Consider the following 25,912-nt stretch of genomic DNA (forward strand, 5'->3'; position numbering starts at 1 on the left):
TTGGTAATGATGGAAAGAAGGGTACCGATTACAGTTGAAGAGGCTGTTCGTAAAGTGATGGCATTTGCTAATTGTGGTTTAAAAGAACTAGTACCACTGGAATTAGCATATGGGCGTACGTTAGCAGAAGATTTAGTGGCGGATCACGATGTGCCTTCTTTCAATCGCTCGCCATATGATGGATTTGCTATTAGGGCAGAAGATACTTCGCGAGCAAGTCGTGAGAATCCGATCGTATTTGAAGTAATTGGTGAAATTGGAGCAGGTTCCGTATTTCCTACAGAAGTAGGAGCGTTTCAAGCAGTTCGAATTATGACAGGGGCACAAATTCCGAAAGGATGTAATGTAGTCGTCATGCTAGAACTGACTCGTCATCGTCAATATGAGAATATCGGAAAAAGCTATATGGAAGTGAGACGCTCATTTAAAGAAGGGGACAATATATCCTTTCAAGGTGAAGACGCACGTAAAGGAACCGTTCTCGCAAAAAGAGGTGGTTACATTAATCCAGGTATTTCAGCTCTTCTTGCTACATTCGGTTATAGTGAAGTGCCAGTAGCGAAAAAGCCTGTTATTGGACTATTAGCGACTGGGAGTGAACTTCTCGATGTAAATGCAGAACTACAACCTGGGAAAATTCGAAATAGTAATACGCATATGATATCGTCTCAAATTCGAAGAGCAGGTGGAAGAGTAAAATACTTTGGGAAGTTTAGCGACGATTTGAATACGTGCTACGAAGCAGTGAAAAAAGCGTTAAGCGAAGTGGATATGTTAATTACAACTGGTGGTGTTTCGGTAGGCGACTATGACTATTTGCCAGCTATATACGAAAGGTTAGGCGCATCAGTTCTTTTTAATAAAGTAGCCATGCGGCCGGGTAGCGTCACGACTGTAGCGCAATTAAACGGAAAATTATTATTTGGATTATCAGGTAATCCATCTGCTTGCTATGTAGGTTTTGAATTATTCGTAAAACCTAGCATTCGTGCATATATGTTTAGCGAAAAACCACATGTAAAACGAGAAAAAGCAATGCTCGGAGAAGATTTTCTAAAACCGAATCCATTTACAAGATTTGTACGAGGTAAGCTTCAGTATAACGAAGGACAACTAATCGCTTATCCATCAGGATTTGATAAATCTAGTTCCGTTTCTTCATTAGCAGAATCAAACATTTTTATCGTCCTACAGGGCGGAACGAGAGGATATAAGAAAGGGATGTTTGTAGACATTCTTTTATTAGAAGATAACGAAGGTAGTGAATGGCCTTGGACATTCCGTAAAGTAGGGAGAGGTTTTGATGGGACAAGCACGATTTGAAATTGTCGATAATCCGATTGTAGTTGAAGAAGTAACGAATAAAGTAGCAAGACGAGAAGCAGGAGCAATTACAACTTTTATTGGAACAGTAAGGGAATTAACGAAAGGAAAACGAACGTTACATCTTGAGTATGAAGCATATAAACCGATGGCGGTAAAAAAGCTTACTGCAATTGGAGAAGAAATTAAGAAAAAGTGGCCGGATGCGAAAATAGCAATCACACACCGAGTAGGACGATTAGAAATAATGGATATCGCAGTTGTTATTGCAGTATCGTCACCACATCGTAAAGTAGCGTACGAAGCGAATGAATACGCAATTGAACGTATAAAGAGAATTGTCCCAATCTGGAAAAAAGAATTTTGGGAAGATGGAACGGAGTGGATAGGAGATCAACTTGAAAATACTCCGTATCCAGAAGGAAAGCCAGAGAAAGAAGAATGAGAGAATGATAACAATTTTACTGTTCGCAAATTTACGAGAAGAAGTCGGCTCAGAGAGATTAGTAATAATAGAAAAACGAGAGATGAACGTTCATCAATTGAAAAAATGGTTGAAAGAAAACTATCACTTACAGACGCTAGAAAAAGTTATGGTAGCAATCAATGAAGAATTTGTAACGGACGAAGATATTGCAAAAGCCGGAGATACTGTCGCTTTTATCCCAGCTGTAAGCGGAGGGTAATTTTTTTATTCGAGTATTAAATCTTTCATACGTTAAGGAGGATCATTATGAGTGAATTTTCGCACTGGAATGAAGAGGGCAGAGCCAAAATGGTTGATATTTCTCAAAAGGATATTTCAACACGCACAGCTGTTGCGCAAAGTACGATTTCTTTATCAAATGAACTATTTGAGGCAATTCAAAGTGGTGGATTGAAAAAAGGAGACCCGCTCCAAGTAGCACAAGTTGCTGGAATAATCGGTGCTAAAAAAACAGCGGATATAATCCCTATGTGTCATCCGATATTAATCCAAGGAACAGACTTTACGTTCCGTTATGAAAAGAAAACTGATGGGTATGAGTTGATCATACGAGCGACAGTAAAATGCAGTGGGAAAACAGGTGTAGAAATGGAAGCATTAACTGCCGTATCGATTGCCGCCCTTACTTTTTACGATATGTGCAAAGCGGTTGATAAAACGATGGTTATGAAAGAAACGTATTTAGTACAAAAAACGGGTGGGAAAAGCGGAGACTTTTTTCACTAGGTAAAATAATTACAATGGAAGGAATGTGTATGATGATTACTCACGAACAGATTATGAACGCGTTAAGCCATGTCGAAGATCCAGAGTTACACAAAAGTATTGTGGAACTAAATATGGTTAGAAATATAAAAATAGATGGTACAGAAGTTGGGCTAGAAGTAGTTTTAACGATACAAGGTTGTCCGTTGAAAGCAAAAATTCAACAAGATATTGAAGACTCACTTCGAAACATTGGAGCGTCGAAAGTTACTTTAACATTCGGTTCTATGACACCAGAAGAACGCGCGGCATTAACAGCATCTTTAAAGAAAGAAGCTAGAACAGAAACAGGCATGCCTAGTATGCTTCGACCTGATTCAGGAGTACGTTTTATTACTGTAACGAGTGGAAAAGGGGGAGTCGGTAAATCAACTGTGACGATTAACCTTGCTACTGCTTTAGCACGTATGGGCAAAAAGGTTGGGATTTTAGATGCAGATATATATGGATTTAGCATCCCGGCAATGATGGAAACGAATGAAAAGCCAACAATGATTGATCAAACGGCAATTCCAGTCGTTAGTCACGGTGTTAAAATTATGTCGATGGGATTCTTCACAGAAGGAAATAACCCAGTCATGTGGCGCGGACCGATGTTAAACAAATGGATTCAAAACTTCCTTGCGAACACGCACTGGGGAGAACTAGACTATCTTCTTCTAGATTTACCACCTGGAACAGGAGACGTTACGATAGATGTCGCTGCAATGATTCCACAAGCGAAGGAAATTATCGTTACAACGCCTCATAACGTAGCTTCATTTGTCGCTTCAAGAGTAGGAGTCATGGCAAAACATACGAAACACGATATTTTAGGTATCGTTGAAAACATGGCATATTACGAAGAACAAGATGGATCAAGAAACTATCTCTTTGGAAAAGACGGCGGCGAAATGTTAGCAGAACAACTGCAAACAGAAGTGATAGCTCAAATACCGTTTGCGAAGCGTGAAGAGAATAATGGTTCATGTGTATATGATGAAGATTCACTTGTTGGGGAGATTTTTACTTCTTTAGCGGAGGATATTATTTATAACGGATAGGTTGATATTAAAAGTGGGATACATAGCATATATGTATCTCCTTCTACGAAAATAGAAACGGTTGTTAATAAACCAGTAGAGCCTATTAGAGTAGAGGAAACGAGTAAGCTTGAGGAGACGGAGAAAGCTGAAACGAAGAAAGTAGATGAAGTGCAAGTTGCACAAAAAGAGTTTGAGCGACGTTTCCCAGAAACGAAAAATGAGCCTGCTGATACGTGGGGATTAACGAATAAATATAATATTCAGAAAATACGTTCTTCAAATGAAGGTAAGTATGAGGATATTATTGATCGCGTAAGTAATACATATGGAATTCCGAAAACTTTAATTCAAAAAATGATTGAAGTAGAGTCTAATTTTAATCCGAAAACGGTGTCACATGCAGGGGCGATGGGGCTTATGCAGCTTATGCCAGCAAATGTGAAAGAGATGGGTATAAAAAATCCATTTTCACCAGCTGAAAGTATTGAAGGTGGTGTGAAAGAGTTAAGCGGTTATTTAAAGAAAAATAACGGTGATCTCGTATTAGCGCTTGCTTCTTATAATGCTGGTCCTGGTAATGTGAGAAAGTACGGAGGCGTACCGCCATTTAAAGAAACGCAAGGATATATAAAGAAAATATTGAATATAGACGTTTCGAAATAAGAAATTTCATTTATATATAAAGTGAAACTTTAATCAGTGGGGGTTTTGTTCATCCCCCACTGATTATTAGCTGAACCAATCGGGCTTTTACGGGCAGTTGCCCCTCCGCCTAACTTCTTTGCTTTCGCTGAATTTTGAGGTAGGGGTCTTACTGCCCGTTAATGCGGGATAAATAGAGAATATGAAATTTTCGTTAACATGATATGGGAGTTGGCTAGATTTGAAATTACAAGATGATATTCCGTTAACAATTTATTTTGAAATCGGAAATACAAAAAAGAAAATTGAAGATCTGCTTCATATTACGAAAGGTACATTGTATCGTCTTGAAAATTCAACGAAAAATACGGTGCTTATTATGCTTGAGAATGAAGAGATTGGAACCGGAAAGATTTTGACGAAGAATGGAAAAATGTACGTTGAAATTGTTGAATTGAAAAGGTAGGGAAGGGGATTTTCATGAGTGGCGATAAATTAAGTCAAGAGCAAATTGATGCCCTACTGAAGGCGGTAAATGAAGGCGAGGAAATGCCAGCTTTCGCACAAGAAGCAGGGAAGCAAGATAAATTTCAAGAGTATGATTTTAATAGACCGGAGAAGTTCGGTGTTGAGCATTTACGTAGTTTGCAAGCGATTGCGTCTACTTTTGGCAAACAGACGTCACAGACGTTGTCAGCGCGTATGCGTATTCCAATTGAACTAGAGCCTTCGACCGTTGAGCAAGTTCCGTTCACGAGTGAGTATGTGGAGAAAATGCCGAAAGATTACTATTTATATTGTGTTATTGATCTCGGCCTTCCAGAGCTTGGAGAAATTGTAATTGAAATTGATTTAGCGTTCGTTATTTATATTCATGAATGCTGGCTTGGCGGAGATAGTAAGCGTAACTTTTTAATGCGTAGACCGTTAACGGCGTTTGAGTTTTTAACGCTTGATAATATATTTGCTCTTCTTTGTAAAAATTTACAACAATCATTTGAAAGCGTTGTTGCGATTGAACCGAAATTTGTAACGACGGAGACAGATCCGAATGCGCTGAAGATTACGACAGCGAGCGATATTATTTCACTATTAAACGTAAATATGAAAACGGATTTTTGGAATACGACAGTTCGTATCGGTATTCCGTTCTTATCTGTTGAAGAAATTATGGATAAGTTAACGTCTGAAAATATTGTCGAACATTCTTCAGATAAGCGTAGAAAGTATACGTCTGAAGTAGAAGTGAAAGTAAATCAAGTGTACAAGCCTGTTCACGTTGCGATTGGTGAGCAGAAAATGACAATGGGCGAGATTGAGCAAATTGAAGAAGGCGATATTATTCCGCTTCATACGAAAGTAACAGACCAACTACGTGGTTATGTAGATGGAAAACATAAATTTAATTGTTTTATCGGGAAAGATGGAACGCGTAAGGCGCTCCTATTTAAAAGTTTTATAGAGTAGGAGGATCTATATGAAGCATGAAGTATCTCCTGTGTCATTAATGGGATTAGAAGAATTTGCAGGGAAGCGAAATGAAGCGGGGAAGGCACATATTGATACCGTTTCGGATATTTCGATTGAACTTGGAGTAAAGCTTGGGAAGTCATCTATTAAGCTTGGTGATGTGAAGCAATTAAAAGTTGGCGATGTTCTTGAAGTAGAGAAAAATTTAGGACATAAAGTAGATGTATATTTAAGTGATATGAAGGTCGGTATTGGTGAAGCGATAGTAATGGATGAGAAATTCGGCATTATTATTTCTGAAATTGAAGCTGATAAGAAACATGCAGCGCTTATGAAGGCGCAAAATCAAATGCAGGATAAAGAGTAGAGGAGGAGTCATATGTCGTATATGACGACCTTATTTCAAGTCGTTTTACTGTTTGGTGCGCTCGGCTATGGTGCATATTATATGACGAAAAAGACGCGCAAACAGCAGTTTTTTAAGCAAGGTGAAAACGGCCATATTCAAGTGAAAGACGGCGTATATTTAAATCATCAAACGAGCGCCTTTTTGTTTGAAGTGGACGGAAAGCAAGTGTTCACTGTTATTAGTAATAACGGTGTACAATCTGTGCAGTTAACAGGAACAGGAAATCAGTTTCAACAAGCGCTAGAAGACGCGGTGAAGAGTGAAACGAAAAAAGTAGAGGATCCATCATGAGAATAAAGAAACAGTTATCGTTATTTGCCGTTATTTTCGTATTTTCTATTATTTTTTCATTTGTTTTTGTAAATCCAGCGTATGCAGCCCCGAACGGCTTTATTAATTTCGAAAATGGAAAAGAGTTTACGAGTAATTCAAGTGTACAACTATTCGCACTCGTTACCCTTCTATCATTATCTTCTTCTATCGTTCTTTTATTTACGCACTTTACGTATTTTATGATTGTTCTTGGGATTACTCGTCAAGGACTTGGGGTAATGAATTTACCACCAAACCAAGTGCTTGTTGGACTCGCATTATTTTTATCACTGTTTACGATGCAGCCAGTACTTGGACAGTTAAAAAGTGATGTGTGGGACCCGATGACGAAAGAAAAAATAACAGTAAGTCAAGCTGCGGAGACGACAGCTCCGATTATGAAAGATTATATGTCGAAGCATACGTATAAGCATGATTTGAAAATGATGCTGAAAGTGCGCGGAGAAGAGTTGCCGAAAGATTTAAAGGATCTTTCACTGTTTACGCTTGTGCCATCCTTTACGTTAACGCAAATTCAAAAAGGTTTACTTACAGGGATGTTCATTTATTTAGCGTTTGTCTTTATTGATTTAATTATTAGTACACTTTTAATGTACCTTGGGATGATGATGGTACCGCCGATGATTTTAAGTTTACCATTTAAAATACTCGTTTTCGTATATTTAGGTGGATATACAAAAATCGTCGATATTATGTTTAAGACGGTCGCCTGAAGCATTTGATGCTATGTGATAGGAGTCATATAAATGAATACGTCACCAATTATAGATATTTTCCAAACCTTTTTTTATAAAGGGGTTATAATTTTAATGCCGATTGCCGTTGTAAGTATGATTGTCGTTATTATTATCGCGGTTATTATGGCGATGATGCAAATTCAAGAGCAAACGCTGACGTTTTTACCGAAAATGGCGAGTATTGTGCTCGTTATTATCATTTTAGGTCCGTGGATGTTTCAAGAGTTAACGATGCTTATTTTAGATTTATTTGATAAAATCCCATCGCTATTGCGTTCGTACTAAGATAGGTGAACTGAAATGAATATGGAATTATGGGCGGCGACGTTTTTTGCGTTTTGTCGCATTACTTCATTTTTATATTTTCTACCGTTTTTCTCAGGCCGATCAATTCCGGCGATGGCAAAGGTTACATTTGGACTCGCTCTTTCGATTACAGTGGCTGATCAAGTGGATGTCTCTCACATAAAGACAGTTTGGGATGTAGCAGCTTATGCAGGAACGCAAATTGTAATTGGGTTATCACTTTCAAAAATTGTAGAGATGCTGTGGAACATTCCGAAAATGGCAGGGCATATTTTAGACTTTGATATCGGTTTATCACAGGTGAGTTTATTTGATGTAAATGCAGGGTCACAGTCCACTTTGCTATCAACAATTTTTGATATATTTTTTCTTATTATTTTTATTTCACTGGGCGGCATTAACTATTTCGTTGCCACGATTTTAAAGTCGTTTCAATATACAGAGGCGATTTCAAAATTGTTGACGACTAGTTTTTTAGATAGTCTACTTGCAACGTTATTATTTGCAATTACATCAGCGGTTGAAATTGCTTTGCCACTTATGGGCAGTCTATTCATTATTAATTTCGTCCTTATTTTAATTGCAAAAAATGCACCGCAATTAAACGTTTTTATGAATGCGTACGTAATTAAAATAACGTGTGGTATTTTGTTTATTGCGATGAGTGTACCGATGCTCGGTTATGTGTTTAAAAATATGACAGACGTATTACTGGAAGAGTATACGAAACTATTTAACTTTTTCTTAACGAAGTAGGGGGACGCGCATGGCAAAGGATAATAAAACAGAAAAGGCCACCCCGCAGAAGCGTAAAAAATCGCGTGAAGAAGGGAATATCGCCCGGAGTAAAGATTTAAATAATTTATTTTCCATTCTTGTATTAGCAGTTGTCGTTTACTTTTTCGGAGATTGGCTCGGTTATGAGATCGCACATTCCGTAGCGGTACTGTTTGATCAAATTGGAAAAAATACAGATTCGACCGAGTATTTTTATTTAATGGGCATATTACTTCTGAAAGTATCGGCTCCTATATTAATACTTGTATATGCTTTTCATTTGTTCAATTATATGATTCAAGTTGGTTTCTTATTTTCTTCTAAAGTACTTAAGCCGAAAGCATCACGTATTAATCCGAAAAACTATTTTACGAGATTGTTTAGTCGTAAAAGTTTAGTAGATATTTTGAAATCACTGTTTTATATGGGATTAATTGGTTACGTTTCGTACGTTCTCTTTAAAAAGAATTTAGAGAAGATTGTTAGTATGATTGGATTTAACTGGACAGCGTCACTTACTGAAATTATTAGCCAAATTAAATTTATCTTTCTAGCCATTTTAATTATTTTAATCGTTCTTTCTATTATTGATTTCATTTATCAAAAATGGGAGTACGAACAAGATATTAAAATGAAAAAAGAAGAAGTGAAACAAGAGCATAAAGATAATGAAGGGGACCCGCAAGTAAAGGGGAAACGAAAAAACTTTATGCATGCCATCTTGCAAGGGACAATTGCGAAGAAGATGGATGGTGCAACGTTTATTGTGAATAACCCAACGCATATTTCGGTTGTACTTCGTTACAATAAACAAGTTGATGCAGCGCCTATTGTCGTTGCAAAAGGGGAGGATGAACTCGCGTTATATATACGAACGCTTGCCCGTGAACAAGAAATACCAATGGTGGAAAATCGTCCGCTTGCTCGTTCTTTATATTATCAAGTCGAGGAAGACATGGCGATTCCAGAAGATTTATACGTAGCTGTAATTGAAGTTATGCGCTATTTAATTCAAACGAAAGAACTTGAAGTATAATAGCGCGTTTGGAGGGGATCTCTTTGTTTAAGATGGATTCTGCAAGAACCTATTTTTCTATCTTTTTAGCAGCGTCATTCGTTGTGGCGCTCTTAATTCCACTTCCGCCATTTATACTTGATATCGTTATCGTTTTTCTACTAAGTATGTCAGTGCTTATTTATATGCGAGCTACAAGTATTAACGAGTGGGATGAATTAAAGTCATTTCCGACGATGTTGTTATTAATCGGGATTTTCCGCGTATCGATTAACGTTTCGACGACGCGAGCGATTTTAACAGACGGAAATGCGGGTCATGTTATTGAAGAGTTTGGCCAGTTCGTAATTGGCGGGAACTTATTAATTGGTATCGTTATTTTTATAGTATTAATCATATTCCAGTTTATCGTTGCAAACGGTGCGTCTCGTACAGCTGAAGTAGCAGCTCGTTTTACACTTGATTCTTTACCAGGGAAACAAATGTCTATCGATGCTGACTTGAATCAGCGTCTTATTACAGAAAAAGATGCACAGGCAAAACGAAAAAAATTAAATATGGAAACAGAGTTTTACGGAGCGATGGATGGTGCCGGAAAGTTCATTAAAGGGGACGTTATTTTCGGGATTGTCATTTTATTCGTAAACATTATTTTCGGTTTAATTGTCGGTATGATGCAGCAAGGAATGAGCTTTGCAGATGCGGCTATTCACTATACACAGTTAACTGTCGGTGACGGAATTGTAAACCAAATCGGTTCGTTAATGCTTGCGATTTCAACAGGTATTATCGTAACGCGAGTATTTGACGGTTCATCTGATACAGTAACTGAAGGAATCTTTAAAGAGTTATTAGCGCATGAAGTTGTTGTATATGCACTCGGTGGTTTATTTATCGCAATGGGTGTTTTTACACCGTTACCATTTCTACCCTTTGCTCTCGTTGGAGGCACGATTGTTTTCTTAGGAGTTCGTAATAAAAAGCGAATAAAGAAAGAAAAAGAAGACGAGCTTCAAAAAGAATTAGAAATGATTCAAGGCGATGAAGAGCAACTGCAACAAGTGGAAGATTCATTCGGCGTCTTTACAGATAAATATCCAATTATCGTAGAGCTCGGTTTAGATTTAGCGGCACTTGTAAAGCAGAAGATTAACGGGGAAACAGCTCGTGATAAAGTTGTTCTTATGAGGAAGTCGATTATTACTGACCTTGGTATTAACGTTCCTGGAATTAACTTTAAAGATAATACGAGCTTTAGACCACGCGGACGTTACATTATTCGTATTAAAGGTGCGAAGGCCGCTGAAGGTGTTTTAAAATCAGGTTATTTATTAGCACTGAAAACACCGAATGTAATGGCTGATTTAGATGCAGAGCCGGCGAAAGATCCAATTTTTGGTGAAGATGGATATTGGATTTTGGAGCATATGGTACAAGATGCACAAATGAAAGGCTATCAAGTGTTAGAGCCGCTCAGCATATTAATTACGCATTTAGATGTTGTCGTTAGACGTAATCTTCATGAGTTAATTCAGCGTCAACATGTGAAAGACTTGATTAACTCACTTGAAACTGATAATGGCGTTTTATTAGAAGAAATTAAGAAGAAAGAAATCGATTTATCACTCGTGCAAAATGTTATTAAACAACTTCTGAAAGAAGGAATTTCAATTCGTGATTTACCAACAATTATTGAAGGTATTATTGACGGGAAAGAAATTTATCAAAACCATGTTGATGGTGTCACTGCATTTGTTCGTGAATGTATTTCAAAAGTTATTTGTGAGAGTGCGAAAAATCCTGATGGGAAAATTTATGCAGCGCTTTTCGCTGATTCAATCGAGTTAGATGCGGATGTTGTTAATAATTCATACCAAGGTTATTTATTAAACTGGGATTTAGATTTAGAAACGCGAGTAGTAGAGCAAGTACAGCGCGTTTTCAAACAAGCTCGTTTAATGGGAAGAGAGCCAGTATTATTAACACGCAGAAAAGATTTCAGGTTTGCGATTGTGAGACTTCTTGAACGTTATCAAATAGAAGCTAAAGTATTATGTATTAGTGAATTAGCACCAGAAATTGTTGTAGATCAAATTGCTTATATTGAATAGTAGGGGGTGAAGTAATGGAAAGTACAGAAAAAAAAGAAGCGTTAATGCGAATAAAAGCAGCTTCGAAAAATGAATTGTATCGAAAGTTATTTGACCAATATGGTACAGATTATTATTACGTTGTCGATGAAAGTGTAAAACGAAACATCCCGTTTTTTTGGAAGAAGAATTATGAAATGTTAGTCGCTTTTCCTGAAGATAAACAGGAAGAAAGTAACGAAGGCGTAACTCAATTTCATGAACAATTAATGGATGTTGTAAATGAACCTTCAGAAGAAGTTGTGAAGGCAAATGGAATTCAATCGGTACTGCACAATTTAGAAAACGTAACGACTTCTATGCCGTACGCAGCGATGCAAACAGGAAATAGTGAAGAATGGGCAAGAAAAAAAGAGAAACTATTACAACTGTTTGAAAAAGGGATTGTCGTTGTGAAACATACGGAGGCGACGAAAGTAACGAAAAAACAGCCTGCTGTGAAACAAGCTGTTCCTGTAAAGAAAGAAGAAGTAGTTGTTAAAAAAGAAAAGCAGGAATCTGTGCCATTTATTATTCAAAAAGTAATTCGGATGTTAGAACAAAACGATGTGGAACAATATTTCATTCATGCATATGCTGAAAAATTAAAAGTGAAGTTTGAGAATGCAACGATGATTACAGAAGAGGAAGTCATCGGATACATATTGGAAGATATGAGATCTCATTTCAATACTGAAAACGTATTTGAAAAAGAAGTACAAACGATTGCATTAATAGGTCCAACTGGCGTTGGAAAAACGACGACACTTGCGAAAATGGCATGGCAGTTTCACGCTAAGAGAAAAACAGTTGGTTTTATTACGACGGACCACTCTCGCATTGGAACAGTGCAGCAATTACAAGATTACGTAAAAACAATTGGGTCAGAAGTAATCGCTGTGCGAGATGAAGCAGCTATGACAAGGGCACTCAGTTATTTTAAAGAAGAAGCGCGCGTCGATTATATATTAATAGATACAGCCGGTAAAAATTATCGTACGTCAGAGACAGTTGAAAAGATGATTGAGACGATGGGACAAGTAGAGCCAGACTATATTTGTTTAACGTTATCAGCTTCCATGAAAAGTAAAGACATGATTGAAATTATTACGAACTTTAAAGATATTCATATAGATGGTATCGTGTTTACGAAATTTGATGAAACAGCGAGCAGCGGTGAATTGTTGAAAATTCCAGCTGTATCATCAGCTCCAATTGTATTAATGACAGATGGACAAGACGTGAAGCAACATATACATATCGCTACAGCTGAATATTTAGCAAAACAAATGTTACAAACATCGTAAGAAAAGAGGTGAAGAATAAGGCACTTGCCTTATTCAAACGAGTATGAACGGTCTTTATATAGGTTCTATGGGTATGATGAATTACATGCAGCATATTAATGTTCATTCGAATAACGTCGCAAATGCCCAAACGACAGGATTTAAAGCAGAAAACATGACGTCTAAAGTATTTGATGTGCAAGACACATATCGCCGCGGAGACGGATCGGCGACAAATATCGGCTCGGTCGATTACGCTGTCGTACCAGCTGCGACGCATGTGAACTTAGTACAAGGAAATGTACAAATGACAAATAGTGCTACAGATTTCTTTTTAGACGACGGTGCGGCTGGCACATCATCATTTTTCGTTACATCTAAAAATGATGAAACATTTTTAACGAGAGATGGTAGCTTTACATTAAATAGTGATCGTTATTTACAAACAGCATCTGGTGCTTTCGTAATGGGTGAGAATAATGAACGTATTCGTATTCCAGAAGGAGCAAAGGTAGCTGTACAAGCAGACGGTACATTATACGATGAAGTAACACAAAATAATATTGCCCGTCTGCAAACGAAAACAGTAGACGTAGAAACGAACGCTCGCCTCATACAACGTGAAAATAAAAGTTTTACACTAGCAGAAGGAAACGTTGCTGATTTACCGAATGGAACAGGGGCAGTACGTAATCATATGCTAGAAAATTCAAATGTGGATATGACGAAAGAAATGGCTGACCTTATGACGAATCAAAAAATGATTCAAGCATCGCAGCGCATCATGACTTCGTTTGATAAAATTTATGAAAAAGAAGCGAATGAAATATTGAGATAAAGGACTTCCAATTAGTGGTGGTCTTTTTTTTATCCCGCAAAAGCCCGATTGGTGAAGGCTAATAATCAGAGGATGGGAGCTCCTCCTCTGATTAAAGTTTCACTTTATTGTTGCTTTTATTATAGTTACACCATAAAATGATAATGATTATCAATATCATTTTATCTTTAATAAGAATAGAAGCTGTGAGGGTCGTATCATTTGTTTAACTAGGTAAATTAAAAATAAGGGGAAGGTGTGTACATATGTCTATAAAAAAACAGCTTTGCATTGGACTATGTTTGATTTCTAGAAAGAAAGAACAAGAGAGTATGTTTAATTCAGGGATAGAGGAACAAGTAGAGTTGGCACTACAGGCAGAAAAGGCTAAGTTAGATTTTGTTTTTAAAGCTGACTATTTAGTAGCGCATCCCGATTTAATTGCTCGTAATAAGGGGAATGTAATTTTAGATCCGACATTATTGTTTACTGCTATTGCGTATGCAACAGAAAAGATTGGAGTCGTTACGACCGCTTCAACATCATTTTATCCACCATATATACTAGCGAGGCAACTACAATCTTTAAATTGGATTAGTAACGGCCGAGTAGGATGGAACATTGTCACATCAATTGATGGTGCTGAAAACTTCGGTGAGGTAGGGATGCCACCATCTGAGGAACGATACGCGAAAGCGGCAGAATGTACAGAGTTAGTAAGAAAACTTTGGAGGAGTCATCCTTATGAAGTTTTGAAAGAAGACAACGCAGATGTAATTAGAGAAATGGTACAGCCAATTGAGCATCGTAGTGAGCATTTTGAGGTGAAAGGTCCACTTAATATCCCGCAACATATTTCTGGGGAAATGCCTTTATTTCAAGCTGGTGCTTCAGAGTCTGGCCGGAATTTCGCTGCTTCTGTTGCGGATGCGATTTTTGCCGCAATGCCAGATGTAGAATCAGGAATCGAACTTCGTCAAGATTTAAGAAGAAGAGCAGAAAAGCATGGCCGAAAGCAAGATGATATACGTGTATTGCCAGGTTTATATTTCTTTATTGGTGATTCATATGAAGAAGCACTAGAAATGCACAGGCAAGCTCATCAACACCTTACAAAAGAGAAGAGGTACGCTTTACTCGAAATGGTTCTCGGATTAGACGTTAGAGGGCTTCCATTAGAAAGTAAGGTTACTGAACATATGCTACCAAGTAGAAATCAAGCTGTACGTAGTAAAACACATGCCGAATTATTACGGAATTTCATCATAAAAAATGAACCAACTGTTGAGCAAATACTAGAACGACCAGAAGTTGTTGGTTCTGCTCATTGGGTCGCTATTGGCACACCACAAGACGTTTTCAAACAAATTATGGAAAGGTTTGAAGCAGGAGCACTAGATGGATTTATTGCAATTCCAGGCGGTCCTCCAAAATCATTGGATTTATTCTTTAGTGAAGTCATTCCTTTATTCGTGAGAGCAGGTGTATTTAGAGAAGAGTATACAGGTTCAACCTTACGTGAGCATTTGGAGGGTAATATATCAAATGCTCTACAGTTGAAATAATTCATTATGCACAAAAAGCCTTTCAAAAGAAGGCTTTTTATTTCGAATAAAAATTCGGAATTATCAGTTGACTTGTAGAGGTTTCTTTTTTATATTAGTAGGTATAGCAATAACTACTAATGGAAAGTGAAATCGTAGTTTTGAAATTAGAGCTATATAAATTGTGAGGGGTTACCGATGGATGAAATAATAAAGGAGTTACAAAAGTTAGGTTTTTCCCAGTACGAATGTAAAGCGTATATTGGACTATTAAAACATTATCCAGTAACAGGTTATGAAGTTAGTAAACAAACAGGCGTACCTCGTTCGATGATTTATGAAGTACTTGGCAAGTTGATGGATAAAGGAGCGGTGCATATCGTTCCTTCTGAACCAGTGAAATATGTACCAGTGCCAGCTACGGAATTAATGGATCGAATGCGAAAAGATTTTGAAAAGTCCTTTGAATTTCTAAACCGAAAATTAAATTGTTTAGAACAAGAGCGACAAATTGATGTAATTTCGCATATTCGCTCAAATGATCGTGTTTTGAAAGAAATATGCAATATAATTAATAGAGCAAAAGAAGAGTTATGGATTTCTGTATGGGAAGATCAAGTGCAAGAGATTGAGCCATTCATTCATCAAAAGGAAGCGGAAGGCGTACATATTTTTTCAATTTTATTTGATGCTCCAGAAACAAAAATAGGAGCGACATTTCACCATAATTATATGACACCTCACGTCGTTGAAAAGAGAATGGGTGGTCATTTAACTGTTATCGCGCGTGATGGGGAAGAAGTATTAATTGCTAACTTTTCAAATGATAGCACTTCATGGGCCGTTACAACGTACGATCCAGCTTTAGTTCTCGTCGCTACAGAATATGTTCGGCACGACATTATGGTGGAAGAGATTACGAAGGAGTTTGGAGCTGATAAATTAGATACATTATGGCGTGAAAACATAGATTTAGTTCATGTCGTAACAGGAAAACGTACTATAGAAGAAATGGAGGGAGATAATGGTGAATAAAGCTCAAGCACATATGACACTGCAGAGCGATGATTCATTTCAGCAAGGTGTAAAGGATTGTTTACCAACTGTATTTGGATATTTGAGCATCGGTATAGCGGCTGGTGTTATTGCGAAAACAGCAGGTTTCTCGATCATAGAAATTGCTTTTATGTCCACATTAATTTACGCAGGTTCTGCTCAGTTTATATTAGCGGGTATGTATGCAGCGGGTGCCCCAGCCTCGGCAATTATTTTTACTGTGTTCTTTGTTAATTTACGTCACTTATTAATGAGTGCTGCACTCGCACCTTACTTCACCAAGATACCTCTTTTTAAAAATTTAATAATTGGTTCGCAAATTACAGATGAAACTTTCGGCGTTGCAGTGCAACAAGCAGCACAAAAAGGCCATTTAGGCGAGAAATGGATGATGGGACTTAATGTAACAGCATATTTAAATTGGATTTTAGCTACAGTTCTTGGAGGGCTTTTTGGAGAGTGGATACCAGATCCTCATACGTACGGAATGGATTATGCGTTACCAGCGATGTTTATCGGATTATTTGTACTTCAGCTAATAAGTAGTAAACCGAAACTAGCCATTCATCTAAGTGTTGCAATTGTAGCGATTATTATCGCATACGTTTCACACTTATTTATGCCAGATAGTATAGCAGTTATTATCGCAACACTTTTAGCTGCGACAATCGGGGTGGTGATTGAAAAATGGAAGTAAGATTGGACGTATTATTCCTTTTACTAGCAGCAGGAGCTGTCACACTCGTACCACGTATTTTACCTCTTCTCGTATTTAGTAAACTACAAATTCCAGACTGGGGTTTAAAATGGTTAAATTACATACCAATTGCGATATTAGCAGCACTTTTAGCACAAGTATTATTTATGCATGAGACAGTGCAGTGGGATTATATCATTGCGGCAATTCCAACATTTTTCGTAGCGATATATACTCGTAGTTTATTAGGCACAGTATTAACAGGAGTCATTGTAATTATTTTGTTACGTTTATTTTTCTAAAAAGGATTCAGCTCATATAATAGCGAAAGGTGTAATAACATGAAATATATAGGGGTGGTGTTATGATACTTTTAACGATAGGCGCAATATTGTTAACGTTGTTTATTTTTTTTATTATCGGCTTTATTACGTTTATGATGTTTGTTGATAAGGCGACACCTCAAATTTATTACACACCTTGTGAAACTATGACAATAAAATCTAAAGGTAAAAATAGAAGGAAGAAAAGTTGATGTTGGGCTTTTCTTCCTTTTATTTTTACATTCCTGAAAGAACTAACAACAATAATCCAAATAGAAAACTAATAGAAGAAAGGAAACCGATAGATATGGAAAAAATACGATTGTTCTTCCATTCGCGTGTGAAAACAATAAAGCCTAAAACGCAAAGGAAAAACCAAATAGGTAGAAAAATAAATCGACTAACTTTCTCAGGTAGTAATGAATAAAAATTTGTTAAATATAATATCCAATTCGTAAAAAATAGAGCACATACGATGAATGATTGTAAGTATGGTCGGTTTAGAAAATTTCCTTTTTTAACCGTCATAAAAATGAGAGCTAATGCTGAAATGAAGGGAATTATTAGGAATATGAGCAATAGTAATGTTAGTGGCATATGGAACTCCTTTATCATATTGTTTGCGTAAGAAACGAATCTATTAGGTTGTATGCTTGCTTTGTAGAGTGCTCGTTATATTTTTCAGTGTACGGATTTAAAAATCCATGTTCACCGTGTAGTTGATTTATTTCTAATAAAGGATTATTTTGTTGCTGCAATGTTTGGATTAAAGAGGATACTGAAAAACTAGCTTCTTGTTCAGGAAAAATAAGTAGTGTAGCACATGTAGGTTTAATGTGAACATAGTCACGTATACGGGAACCGTAACATCCAATGATAAAATCTATTCTAGGATTGTTATTACATAGCCATGAGATGGTAGCTCCAACGCTAAAGCCAATAAGTCCAATATGTGTGTAACTATTGGAAAGGCAAGTAATGAATTCTTCAATTTGCTCTTTTCCATTATCAAATCCAATGTGGTTCATAAAATGTTGATATGCTTTTTCCTCATCACTATAATGAAATACATTTTGTAATTGTAGAAGGTTAGGACAAAATACATCTATATGAGATGTAGTGAAGTGGTCTATAACATGATGCATATGATCATTCACACCGTATATTTCATGAACAACAACGAGAGCTAGTTTTTTCTTCATAGTTACAATGTACCTCTATGAAACTTATATTCTTTCTCAACAAGGCAGATGCGCAGGTGGAAATTTTCATACCATTGCTCACGGCCTCTTTTTTTCGCTTCTTTATGTAAGGCGTTCCTTTTCCAATTTTCAATTGCTTCAAGTGACTCCCAATAAGAAATTGTAATTCCGAGTCCCGAATTATCACGTGCACTTTCGACACCTAAAAATCCAGGTTGCTGTTTCGCAAGGTCTTCCATTTTTTCAGCAACGGTACTATAATCTGTTGTATCATTTGATAGATTTGAAGTGAATATAACTGCATAATAATGATTCGTTTTTTGTGGAGCATTTCTCATGTAATTTCCCCCTTTAATAATTATTTTAGCACGTAATAAAAAGAAGCATGGGGCTTCTTTTCTTTTTAGGCTGTAAATTTTAATCCAGCATACTTGCGCTTTCTTCTTTTGAATATTACGTTCCCTTATTATTACTTGTATAATTTGGTCAATTGTAAGTAGTTTTTTGAAATCGGACAATGGCACTTCTTTCCGTAATATAGAACATTATAAATGAGAGAAAAGGTATGAAGTTTCTATTTTATATTCAGAATTTAATGATTAATAAATACTGTAAATATAAAAATCTTTATATAAAAATATATAAATTAGTAATTTATCACATATTTTGTTAACAAATAGCAGGATTTATATTAGAATAATACATATAAGGTATATTCGAATAATATACTAAAAAACTGTAATTAAGGAGGTAAACTCTTTGCACAATAGGATGAAAGGAAATAGAAAAATATTAAATACATTTGCAGTTGTTATGAGTTTATTTTTACTATTATCGCAGTTACAGTTTTTGAGTCCAATTGATGAGGTAAAGGCAGAAATAACAGAGGAAGAAGGTTTTGATACGCCAACTTATCAATCTATTCATAAAGGTGATATGTATTCTACCGGTAATGTGAATTTAGGTATTAAAGCCACTGAAGCTCAGAAGAAAACGGCATTGTATTCGGATATAACATATATTTATGGGACAACACCGAATGGTTATACACGGGAACTAATTGATGTGGATGATGACCCAACGACTACAAATTCATCTAAGGCATATATTCCTGTTCCGGAGGATGCTGAAATTGAGTGGGCTGGATTATATTGGAGTTCAACACGTTACGAATTAACACAACAGCAGTATGTAGCACCAGTTAAGTTGACCACTCCTGTAGGGAAGAGCTTTCAAGTATCACCAAGTAATACGTATTACGGAGGTGGCTTACTTTATGGTTTCGGTATTGATGGTACTTATTTTTCTAACTATGCAGATGTTACAGAGCTTTTAAATTCTTCTAATTCAAAAGGAGGAAGCTATACTGTAGCAAATATACCTTATCCGAATACAAAGCTTGCATATAATTCTGGATACTATTCTTTTGCTGGATGGTACATGTTAGTTATCACAAAGGATAAGTCAAAAACAAGAAAAGCGTTTACTGTGTATGATGGTGGATTAAAAAGAGCAACTGGTTCTGGTGAAAAAGAATTCACAGTGAAAAATTTTGTCGCTTCAAAAGCTGGGGATCTAGATCCGAAAGTTTCTGTTTTCGCTGTTCAAGGAGATAGATATTGGCAAGGTGATAAACTGTTTGTGCATACAGATAATGCATGGAAAGAAGTTACGGATAAATTAAATCCAACTGGTAATATATTCAATTCGACTATTTCTGAATATGAGGAGCATATGCGAGATAAGTATCCAGGTACTTTTGCTCCAGATTATAAAAATAATTTAGGAATTGATGCAGATTTAATTAGGCTACCAGCAGGATATATTAAACCAGAACAAAAAGAAATACGATTAAAAGCTGCTACATCTGGTGATGATTATGTATTAAATACACTAGCTTTTGCAGTAAATGCAACAGCGCCAGAGCTTGTCATTAATAAGGAAGTATTAAATCCGAAAGAAAAGTATGAATCCGATGATGAGGTTATATATCGTTTACATGTAAAAAATGTTGAGCCGAATTCAACTTCAATTGATACAAAAATTGAAGATGTTTTAGACCGTCGTTTACAGTTTATACCTGGATCAGTGAAGATTATTTCTGGCCCGAACGTGGGGGATCAAACAGAGTTAGTGATGGATGATCAAGTTGATTATGATGTAAAGACAAGAAAATTAACAATAAGAATTGGTGAAGGTGCTAATGCCACAAAAGGCGGAATTTATACTGATAAAACGCCTGAAACAATTGTTGAATTTAAAGCGAAATTAAAGGGAGAAAAAATAGAAAGTGAAATTCCTAATACGGCTGTTGTTCAAGGGATTGATGAGTTAACAGGGAGTCGTATTGAAGCGAATGATTCTAATAAAGTAATCGTGAAAGTCAAACCAGAACGAAACCGTGATATAGAGCAGAAAGGCAAATTGGCAGTAGAAAAATTAGCTAGAGATATAAATGGTGGAACTCTTAAAGTAGGAGAGAAACTAGAGTATACTGTTAAAGCTAAAAATACTGTGCAAAATTCTACCTTACAATCTGTGAAAATTACAGATAAACTTCCTGAAGGTGTAGAATATGTTCCGAATACGATCAAGATAGACGAAAAGGAACAAACGGATGTAGAAGATGATGATCAGGCACATATAAAAGATGGAACGATATTTGCTCATCTCGGTGACCTTAAAGGTGAAGAAGAGAAGGTTATTACGTTTGAAGTAGTTATAAAACAAGAAATGGCAAATAAGAAAATAAAAAATATAGCAGTTGTTGAATCTATTAGTGTACCAGATCAAGAGAAGCCAGAAGTCGAAACATTGGTTGATCGGTTGTATGGACAACTAGAATCAAAGAAAGAAGTAACTGGTGGGGTAGATGGAAAAGTACACGTAGATGATGAACTTGAATATAAAATTAAACTTCAAAATAAAGTTGAAAATGGACTCATAAAAGATGTTCGCATTGTTGATAAGCTTCCTAGCGGAGTGGAGTATATAGCAGGTAGTTTGAAAATGAACGGTAATTCATTGACTGATGATGTGGATGAAGATGCAGGATCATATGAGGACAATACAGTTAAAGTAAACTTTGGTGATGTACTTGATACAGAAGAACGAATTGTAACTTTCAAGGTGAAAGTTACAAAGGAATCGCTAAAAACAAAAGAAATAGAAAATATAGCGATTGTGGAAGGGAAAACACCAGATGGTGAAGATTTACCACCAGAAAAGCCAACTGTAAAAACGAAAGTGGAAGCGGAGGAACCAAAGGTTATAAAGACAGTTTCTGATGCAGATGAAACAGAGGTAGAAAAGGCAACATTGCAAAGTGAGAATGAAGAGTTTACATGGCATGTAAACTATAATTTTGGAAATGACGTAGCAAATGTTGAAGAAATAATATTACAAGATGATTTAGAAGATATTTTAAAAGTAGTACAAGTAAGACTTGTAAATGCAGATGGTGAAGAGGTACAAGTTATACCAGAAATCGATGAGCAGTCGAAAAAGGTGAAAATCGAATTGCCGAAGCGAGAAGGTAGTTACGAGTATCTAGTTGATCAAGCATATACGATGCACATTAAATCAAAGTTGGATGTAAGTAAAGGTGTGGAAGCTTTAGAAGCTTATACTGCAAAGGGTGGTATACGAAATAAAGCGGAGTTACTATTTGATCAAAAGAAAATTGTATCGAATGAAGCATTTATCATACCACCATCTTTTGGGAAAATTGAGATTGAGAAAGTAGATGCGAAGGATGAAAATCTCAAATTAGAAGGTGCAGTATTTCAAGTGATAAATCAAGCTGGAACTGTAGAGTCTGAATTAACAACGAATAAAGATGGTATAGCGATTTCTAATGCATTATTAGTAGGGAAATATACGCTGAAAGAAGTACAAGCACCAAACGGATACATGCTTTTGAAAGAGCCAATTGAAATTAATGTGACGCAAGAAACAACTGCACAGAAAATAAAGATAGAAAATCATAAAAATGAATGGATTATCCCGGAAACGGGTGGTATAGGAACAATTATTTTTTATGTAATTGGTGGAATATTGATGTTCATTACATCTTTCTTCTTCTTTAGAAAAAGAAAGATTATGAAATAGATTAGTAGTTTGCAAAAATGGTATACACAATAGGGGAGTGGAATTTGATGAAAAAGATTTTTAGCACATTTCTAATATGTATTTTAGCTTTTTCGACATTAATGAATATGACGGTTAGTGCTGAATCAAAAAATACAGGTACTTTAACGATTCATAAGTATGAGCAAGGTAAGGATGCGAAGCCTGGTGTAGAGGGCAATGGCAAAGAAGGACAAAGCGTTCCAGAGGGGGCAAAGCCTTTAAAGGATGTAACATTTGAAATTAAACGTATTGCATCATTTGAACAAACTTCTGATGGAAAAGTAGTAACAGAAAATATTAATAAAGTAACGGATAGCGTTATTACAAAAATAACAGATACAAATGGAATGGCAGTCTTTAATAATCTTCCATTAGGACGTTATGAAGTAAAAGCTGTTAAAGGTCCAGACCATATTGAATTAGATAAGAGTACTTTTATTGTTGATATTCCAATGACAAGTGCAGATGGTAAAGATTTAAACTACGATGTTCATATTTATCCAAAGAATGAAACGAAACGTGGTTCAGTAGAATTAATAAAAAAAGGTGAAGAGGGCAGGGTGTTACCAGGTGCGGAATTCCATTTATTCAAAAAAAATGAAGATGGCACAAAAACGCAAGTAAAAACACCACATCCACTAGTATCAGGATCAGATGGTAAGATTCATGTGGAGTCATTAGAGTATGGAAACTATTATTTTATAGAGGAGAAGGCTCCAGAAGGTTATTTAACAAGTAAAGAAGAATATCCTTTTTCTATTAAAGAAACTGGTAAACTAGTTAAGTTAGAAAAAGATGTAAAAAACTATAAAGAGCCTACAATTGAAAAAACGATTAACGACAATTCGAAAAACGCGGGAATAAATCGTGAAACAGAGTATACGTATGATATTAAAACATTGCTTCCTGAGGATATTCAAACGTATCAAAATTATGTTGTAACCGATGTTTTAGATGATCGTTTAGAGGTTGTTGGAACACCAATTGTAATGATTGATGGTAAAAAAGTTGATGAGAGTATTGTAAATGTAATTGTTGCTGGACAAAAGGTTATTGCTTCAGTGGAAGATTTTTCGAAAGTAACAGGGAAAGAATTACACTTGCAAATTACTGCAAAAATTAAAGGGGATGTTCAATCTGGAGTGGAAATTCCGAACAAAGCAGTACTTGATTTTGTAAACAAAGATGATGTTTCATCAGAAAAAGATGGAAAACCATCAAACGAAGTAGTGGTTACACCAACAATGGGAAATATAAAAATCGAAAAAATTGATGGTAAGAATAAGTCTCTGAAATTAGAAGGTGCAAGATTCGAATTACGAGATAAAAAGGGAAATATTGTAGTAGTAAACAAAAAGAAAATGGATGATATCACTGATGCAGATGGTATTATTACATGGAATGAAATCCCGTACGGTGAATACCAAATTGTTGAAACAGAAGCACCAAAGTATATAGATGAAGATGGCGCAGTAGAGCAATATCAAAAATTAAGAGATCCGATTGAGATTAAGATTGATGAAAAACATCAAAAAATAGAGCTACAAGTAGAGAACAATAAAAGCGGCTGGATTATCCCACAAACAGGTGGTATAGGAACAGTTTTATTCACAGTAGTTGGTTTGTTATTAATGGTGACAGCGGCGTTTATTTTCTTTAGAAAGAAACCTGTGAAGAATTCTTAATTAATATTTTTATAATAATTGAGTTTGGAAAAGAGGAAAGGCATATTGCTTTCCTCTTTTCCACATTTTATCCGTAGCGAAAGAGGCTGTTATGAAAAAAAATATTATTTTTGGAAGTATATTTTTGCTAGGTTTAAGTATATTTTTATATCCGATTGCAAGTAATTGGTTTGCAACGAGAACGCACTATTCGGAAGTAAGTACGTACGATGAAGCAGTAAGTAATTTACAAAAAGAAGAAATTGAACGTAAGGAGAAAGAAGCACGGGAATATAATGAAAAAGTTCAAAGTACGATGCAAACATTTTCGGACCCATTTCATGAAAATAGTGATGAGAACAAAAGTTCGCATATAGATATGTTAAATATCGGTGATGTTATGGGATATGTAGAAATTCCAAAAATTGATGTGAATCTTCCGATTTATCAAGGGACGACTGAAGACGTACTAACCCGCGGAGTTGGACAACTGAACGAATCTTCATTACCAGTAGGGGGAGAAAATACGCATACAGTTTTAACGGGGCATCGTGGTTTACCTTCAGCACTAATGTTTACTCATTTAGATAAAGTTGAAAAGGACGATATATTTTATATTCATTCATTAGATAAAGTACTTGCCTATCAGGTAGATCAAATAAAAGTTGTATTACCAAATGAAACAGGAGATTTATTAGTTGTACAAAGAGAAGATTATGCAACATTAATTACGTGTACCCCTTATGGAGTGAACACGCACAGGTTACTAGTGAGAGGACACCGGGTTCCATATGATGCTGGAGCAAAAGAAATGATTACAAAACCTTTCATTTTAGAAGATTGGATGATCGTTTTTCCTATTGTTATTATTTGTGTCGTCCTTCTAATGATTTATTTAAAAAAACGAAAATAGTATGTATTGAGTGGTGAGTGTGTGAGAAGGGGATTTATAAGTTTATTATTGTTCCTCGTAGGGCTTTCATTATTTATATACCCAACGGTTGCTAATTATATAAACAATTATGTATATAAAACAAGAGTAATAAGTTATGAGAAAATGGTTGCTAATTTAAAAGTAGAAGATGTTAATGAGAAATTTCGTAGGATGGAAGCATATAATAGCTTATTAGGTAGAACTACTTTTAAAATGAATGATCCATTTGTTCATGATATAAAAGTAAATAACAAACAGTTAGATTTTATAAATAAAGATGAAGTATTTGGTACAATTACAATTCCGAAAATAGATGAAGAGTTACCATTATACTTAGGAGCAAGTCAAGATAACTTGAGTAAAGGAGTCGGACAAATTGAAGGGACTTCTTTACCAATCGGTGGACAAGATACGCACGCTGTATTAGCAGGACATCGTGGATATCACGGCGCAATGATGTTTCGCCACCTGGATCGATTAGCTGATGGCGACACATTTTATGTCAGTGTACTAGGGAAACAACTTGTTTATAAAGTAATTGGGCGTGAGATAATTAATCCAAATCAAGTTGATAAATTGAGTGTAATAAAAGGACAAGATAGAGTTACATTACTTACATGTGAACCATATACATCTAGTAAATATCGATTGTTAGTATATGGAGAGCGAGTAGAAACAGACCAAAATGAAATTGAACGACAAAACAAAAGTATAGTAGAAGTTAGGAGTCATGAAACAAGAGATTCATTTGAGAAACTGGCTTTTGGCATAGTAGGTCTAATTGTAATTTGTATTGGGCTGTATGGTTTACTAAAAAGGAAAAACTAGTGATGAAATATA

General features: G+C 35.9%; 28 protein-coding genes and 1 pseudogene. 26 read left to right on the forward strand and 3 right to left on the reverse strand.

All coding sequences use genetic code 11. The annotated features are described in order from the left end of the window. Positions 1 to 9 precede the first annotated feature (9 nt). The 22 genes and pseudogenes from ABH957_RS07270 (at position 10) to ABH957_RS07375 (ending at position 17,353) form a co-directional block, all read left to right on the forward strand. Positions 10 to 1,323, forward strand: coding sequence for a molybdopterin molybdotransferase MoeA (locus tag ABH957_RS07270; RefSeq protein ID WP_404511022.1), 1,314 nt, complete (start codon positions 10 to 12; stop codon positions 1,321 to 1,323). After that, positions 1,304 to 1,768, forward strand: a complete 465-nt coding sequence (locus ABH957_RS07275; RefSeq protein ID WP_256491142.1) for a molybdenum cofactor biosynthesis protein MoaE — start codon at positions 1,304 to 1,306, stop codon at positions 1,766 to 1,768. Before ABH957_RS07270 ends, ABH957_RS07275 begins: the two co-directional genes overlap by 20 nt. Positions 1,769 to 1,772: 4 nt before the next feature. Beyond that, positions 1,773 to 2,009: a molybdopterin converting factor subunit 1 gene (gene moaD / locus ABH957_RS07280; protein WP_061688899.1), complete on the forward strand. Its 237-nt coding sequence runs from the start codon at positions 1,773 to 1,775 to the stop codon at positions 2,007 to 2,009. Positions 2,010 to 2,056: 47 nt separating this feature from the next. Beyond that, positions 2,057 to 2,536, forward strand: a complete 480-nt coding sequence (gene moaC, locus ABH957_RS07285; RefSeq protein ID WP_404456093.1) for a cyclic pyranopterin monophosphate synthase MoaC — start codon at positions 2,057 to 2,059, stop codon at positions 2,534 to 2,536. Positions 2,537 to 2,565: 29 nt separating this feature from the next. Beyond that, positions 2,566 to 3,618, forward strand: a complete 1,053-nt coding sequence (locus ABH957_RS07290) for a P-loop NTPase (RefSeq protein WP_404511024.1) — start codon at positions 2,566 to 2,568, stop codon at positions 3,616 to 3,618. A gap of 42 nt (positions 3,619 to 3,660) precedes the next feature. After that, a pseudogene (locus tag ABH957_RS07295) lies at positions 3,661 to 4,263 on the forward strand (lytic transglycosylase domain-containing protein); the annotation flags it as partial. Positions 4,264 to 4,483: 220 nt separating this feature from the next. Further along, positions 4,484 to 4,708, forward strand: coding sequence for a flagellar motor switch protein FliN (locus ABH957_RS07300; protein ID WP_002189074.1), 225 nt, complete (start codon positions 4,484 to 4,486; stop codon positions 4,706 to 4,708). A 14-nt stretch (positions 4,709 to 4,722) separates the two neighbouring features. Beyond that, positions 4,723 to 5,709 carry a flagellar motor switch protein FliM gene (gene fliM / locus ABH957_RS07305; RefSeq protein WP_061688906.1) on the forward strand — a complete coding sequence of 329 codons (987 nt, stop codon included), beginning with the start codon at positions 4,723 to 4,725 and terminating at the stop codon, positions 5,707 to 5,709. A 10-nt stretch (positions 5,710 to 5,719) separates the two neighbouring features. Then, positions 5,720 to 6,079, forward strand: coding sequence for a flagellar motor switch protein FliN (gene fliN / locus ABH957_RS07310; RefSeq protein ID WP_002031054.1), 360 nt, complete (start codon positions 5,720 to 5,722; stop codon positions 6,077 to 6,079). A 12-nt stretch (positions 6,080 to 6,091) separates the two neighbouring features. Next, positions 6,092 to 6,412 carry a hypothetical protein gene (locus tag ABH957_RS07315; protein ID WP_000121176.1) on the forward strand — a complete coding sequence of 107 codons (321 nt, stop codon included), beginning with the start codon at positions 6,092 to 6,094 and terminating at the stop codon, positions 6,410 to 6,412. Beyond that, a complete protein-coding gene (locus tag ABH957_RS07320; RefSeq protein WP_002118006.1) occupies positions 6,409 to 7,167 on the forward strand; it encodes a flagellar type III secretion system pore protein FliP in 759 nt (252 codons plus the stop codon). Before ABH957_RS07315 ends, ABH957_RS07320 begins: the two co-directional genes overlap by 4 nt. Before the next feature lie 33 nt (positions 7,168 to 7,200). Further along, positions 7,201 to 7,476, forward strand: a complete 276-nt coding sequence (locus ABH957_RS07325; RefSeq protein WP_404510855.1) for a flagellar biosynthetic protein FliQ — start codon at positions 7,201 to 7,203, stop codon at positions 7,474 to 7,476. A gap of 15 nt (positions 7,477 to 7,491) precedes the next feature. Further along, the gene (locus ABH957_RS07330; RefSeq protein WP_404510857.1) at positions 7,492 to 8,253 is read left to right on the forward strand and encodes a flagellar biosynthetic protein FliR; all 762 of its coding nucleotides are present in this window, start codon (positions 7,492 to 7,494) and stop codon (positions 8,251 to 8,253) included. A 10-nt stretch (positions 8,254 to 8,263) separates the two neighbouring features. Beyond that, a complete protein-coding gene (gene flhB / locus ABH957_RS07335) occupies positions 8,264 to 9,310 on the forward strand; it encodes a flagellar type III secretion system protein FlhB (RefSeq protein ID WP_404456107.1) in 1,047 nt (348 codons plus the stop codon). A gap of 23 nt (positions 9,311 to 9,333) precedes the next feature. Beyond that, on the forward strand, positions 9,334 to 11,400 hold the full coding sequence (gene flhA, locus ABH957_RS07340) for a flagellar biosynthesis protein FlhA (RefSeq protein ID WP_002189082.1): 2,067 nt from the start codon (positions 9,334 to 9,336) through the stop codon (positions 11,398 to 11,400). A gap of 14 nt (positions 11,401 to 11,414) precedes the next feature. Then, positions 11,415 to 12,725: a flagellar biosynthesis GTPase FlhF gene (flhF, locus tag ABH957_RS07345; protein ID WP_404510859.1), complete on the forward strand. Its 1,311-nt coding sequence runs from the start codon at positions 11,415 to 11,417 to the stop codon at positions 12,723 to 12,725. A 43-nt stretch (positions 12,726 to 12,768) separates the two neighbouring features. Further along, a complete protein-coding gene (locus ABH957_RS07350; RefSeq protein WP_404510861.1) occupies positions 12,769 to 13,542 on the forward strand; it encodes a flagellar basal-body rod protein FlgG in 774 nt (257 codons plus the stop codon). A gap of 245 nt (positions 13,543 to 13,787) precedes the next feature. Beyond that, positions 13,788 to 15,086, forward strand: a complete 1,299-nt coding sequence (locus tag ABH957_RS07355; protein ID WP_404510863.1) for an NtaA/DmoA family FMN-dependent monooxygenase — start codon at positions 13,788 to 13,790, stop codon at positions 15,084 to 15,086. Between the two features lie 177 nt (positions 15,087 to 15,263). After that, positions 15,264 to 16,100, forward strand: a complete 837-nt coding sequence (locus ABH957_RS07360; RefSeq protein WP_404456117.1) for a TrmB family transcriptional regulator — start codon at positions 15,264 to 15,266, stop codon at positions 16,098 to 16,100. Further along, the gene (locus tag ABH957_RS07365; protein WP_002126646.1) at positions 16,090 to 16,818 is read left to right on the forward strand and encodes an AzlC family ABC transporter permease; all 729 of its coding nucleotides are present in this window, start codon (positions 16,090 to 16,092) and stop codon (positions 16,816 to 16,818) included. Before ABH957_RS07360 ends, ABH957_RS07365 begins: the two co-directional genes overlap by 11 nt. Continuing rightward, positions 16,809 to 17,120 (forward strand): AzlD domain-containing protein, encoded by a 312-nt coding sequence (locus tag ABH957_RS07370; RefSeq protein ID WP_002086437.1) that lies wholly within the window; start codon positions 16,809 to 16,811, stop codon positions 17,118 to 17,120. Before ABH957_RS07365 ends, ABH957_RS07370 begins: the two co-directional genes overlap by 10 nt. Positions 17,121 to 17,182: 62 nt before the next feature. Then, complete coding sequence (locus ABH957_RS07375; protein WP_002011981.1) at positions 17,183 to 17,353, forward strand: DUF3951 domain-containing protein; 171 nt, start codon at positions 17,183 to 17,185, stop codon at positions 17,351 to 17,353. 25 nt (positions 17,354 to 17,378) lie between these two features. Here ABH957_RS07375 and ABH957_RS07380 read toward each other — a convergent pair whose 3' ends face one another. The 3 genes from ABH957_RS07380 to ABH957_RS07390 are packed head-to-tail and all read right to left on the reverse strand — an operon-like array spanning position 17,379 to position 18,681. Next, positions 17,379 to 17,738, reverse strand: coding sequence for a hypothetical protein (locus tag ABH957_RS07380; RefSeq protein WP_404510865.1), 360 nt, complete (start codon positions 17,736 to 17,738; stop codon positions 17,379 to 17,381). Positions 17,739 to 17,752: 14 nt separating this feature from the next. After that, the gene (locus ABH957_RS07385) at positions 17,753 to 18,343 is read right to left on the reverse strand and encodes a dienelactone hydrolase family protein (RefSeq protein WP_242309181.1); all 591 of its coding nucleotides are present in this window, start codon (positions 18,341 to 18,343) and stop codon (positions 17,753 to 17,755) included. Between the two features lie 2 nt (positions 18,344 to 18,345). Then, on the reverse strand, positions 18,346 to 18,681 hold the full coding sequence (locus ABH957_RS07390; RefSeq protein ID WP_404510867.1) for an antibiotic biosynthesis monooxygenase family protein: 336 nt from the start codon (positions 18,679 to 18,681) through the stop codon (positions 18,346 to 18,348). Positions 18,682 to 19,114: 433 nt separating this feature from the next. Here ABH957_RS07390 and ABH957_RS07395 point away from each other — a divergent pair, with 433 nt between their 5' ends. The 4 genes from ABH957_RS07395 (at position 19,115) to ABH957_RS07410 (ending at position 25,900) form a co-directional block, all read left to right on the forward strand. Next, entirely contained in the window at positions 19,115 to 22,453 is a 3,339-nt protein-coding gene (locus ABH957_RS07395) for an isopeptide-forming domain-containing fimbrial protein (protein WP_404511026.1), read from the forward strand. A gap of 47 nt (positions 22,454 to 22,500) precedes the next feature. Beyond that, complete coding sequence (locus tag ABH957_RS07400) at positions 22,501 to 24,159, forward strand: SpaA isopeptide-forming pilin-related protein (RefSeq protein ID WP_404510869.1); 1,659 nt, start codon at positions 22,501 to 22,503, stop codon at positions 24,157 to 24,159. A 91-nt stretch (positions 24,160 to 24,250) separates the two neighbouring features. Next, positions 24,251 to 25,051, forward strand: coding sequence for a class C sortase (locus ABH957_RS07405; RefSeq protein WP_404456125.1), 801 nt, complete (start codon positions 24,251 to 24,253; stop codon positions 25,049 to 25,051). 21 nt (positions 25,052 to 25,072) lie between these two features. Continuing rightward, a complete protein-coding gene (locus ABH957_RS07410) occupies positions 25,073 to 25,900 on the forward strand; it encodes a class C sortase (RefSeq protein ID WP_113938040.1) in 828 nt (275 codons plus the stop codon). Positions 25,901 to 25,912: the final 12 nt, after the last annotated feature.

Source organism: Bacillus sp. RC242, assembly GCF_044908245.1.
GTDB lineage: Bacteria > Bacillota > Bacilli > Bacillales > Bacillaceae_G > Bacillus_A > Bacillus_A mycoides.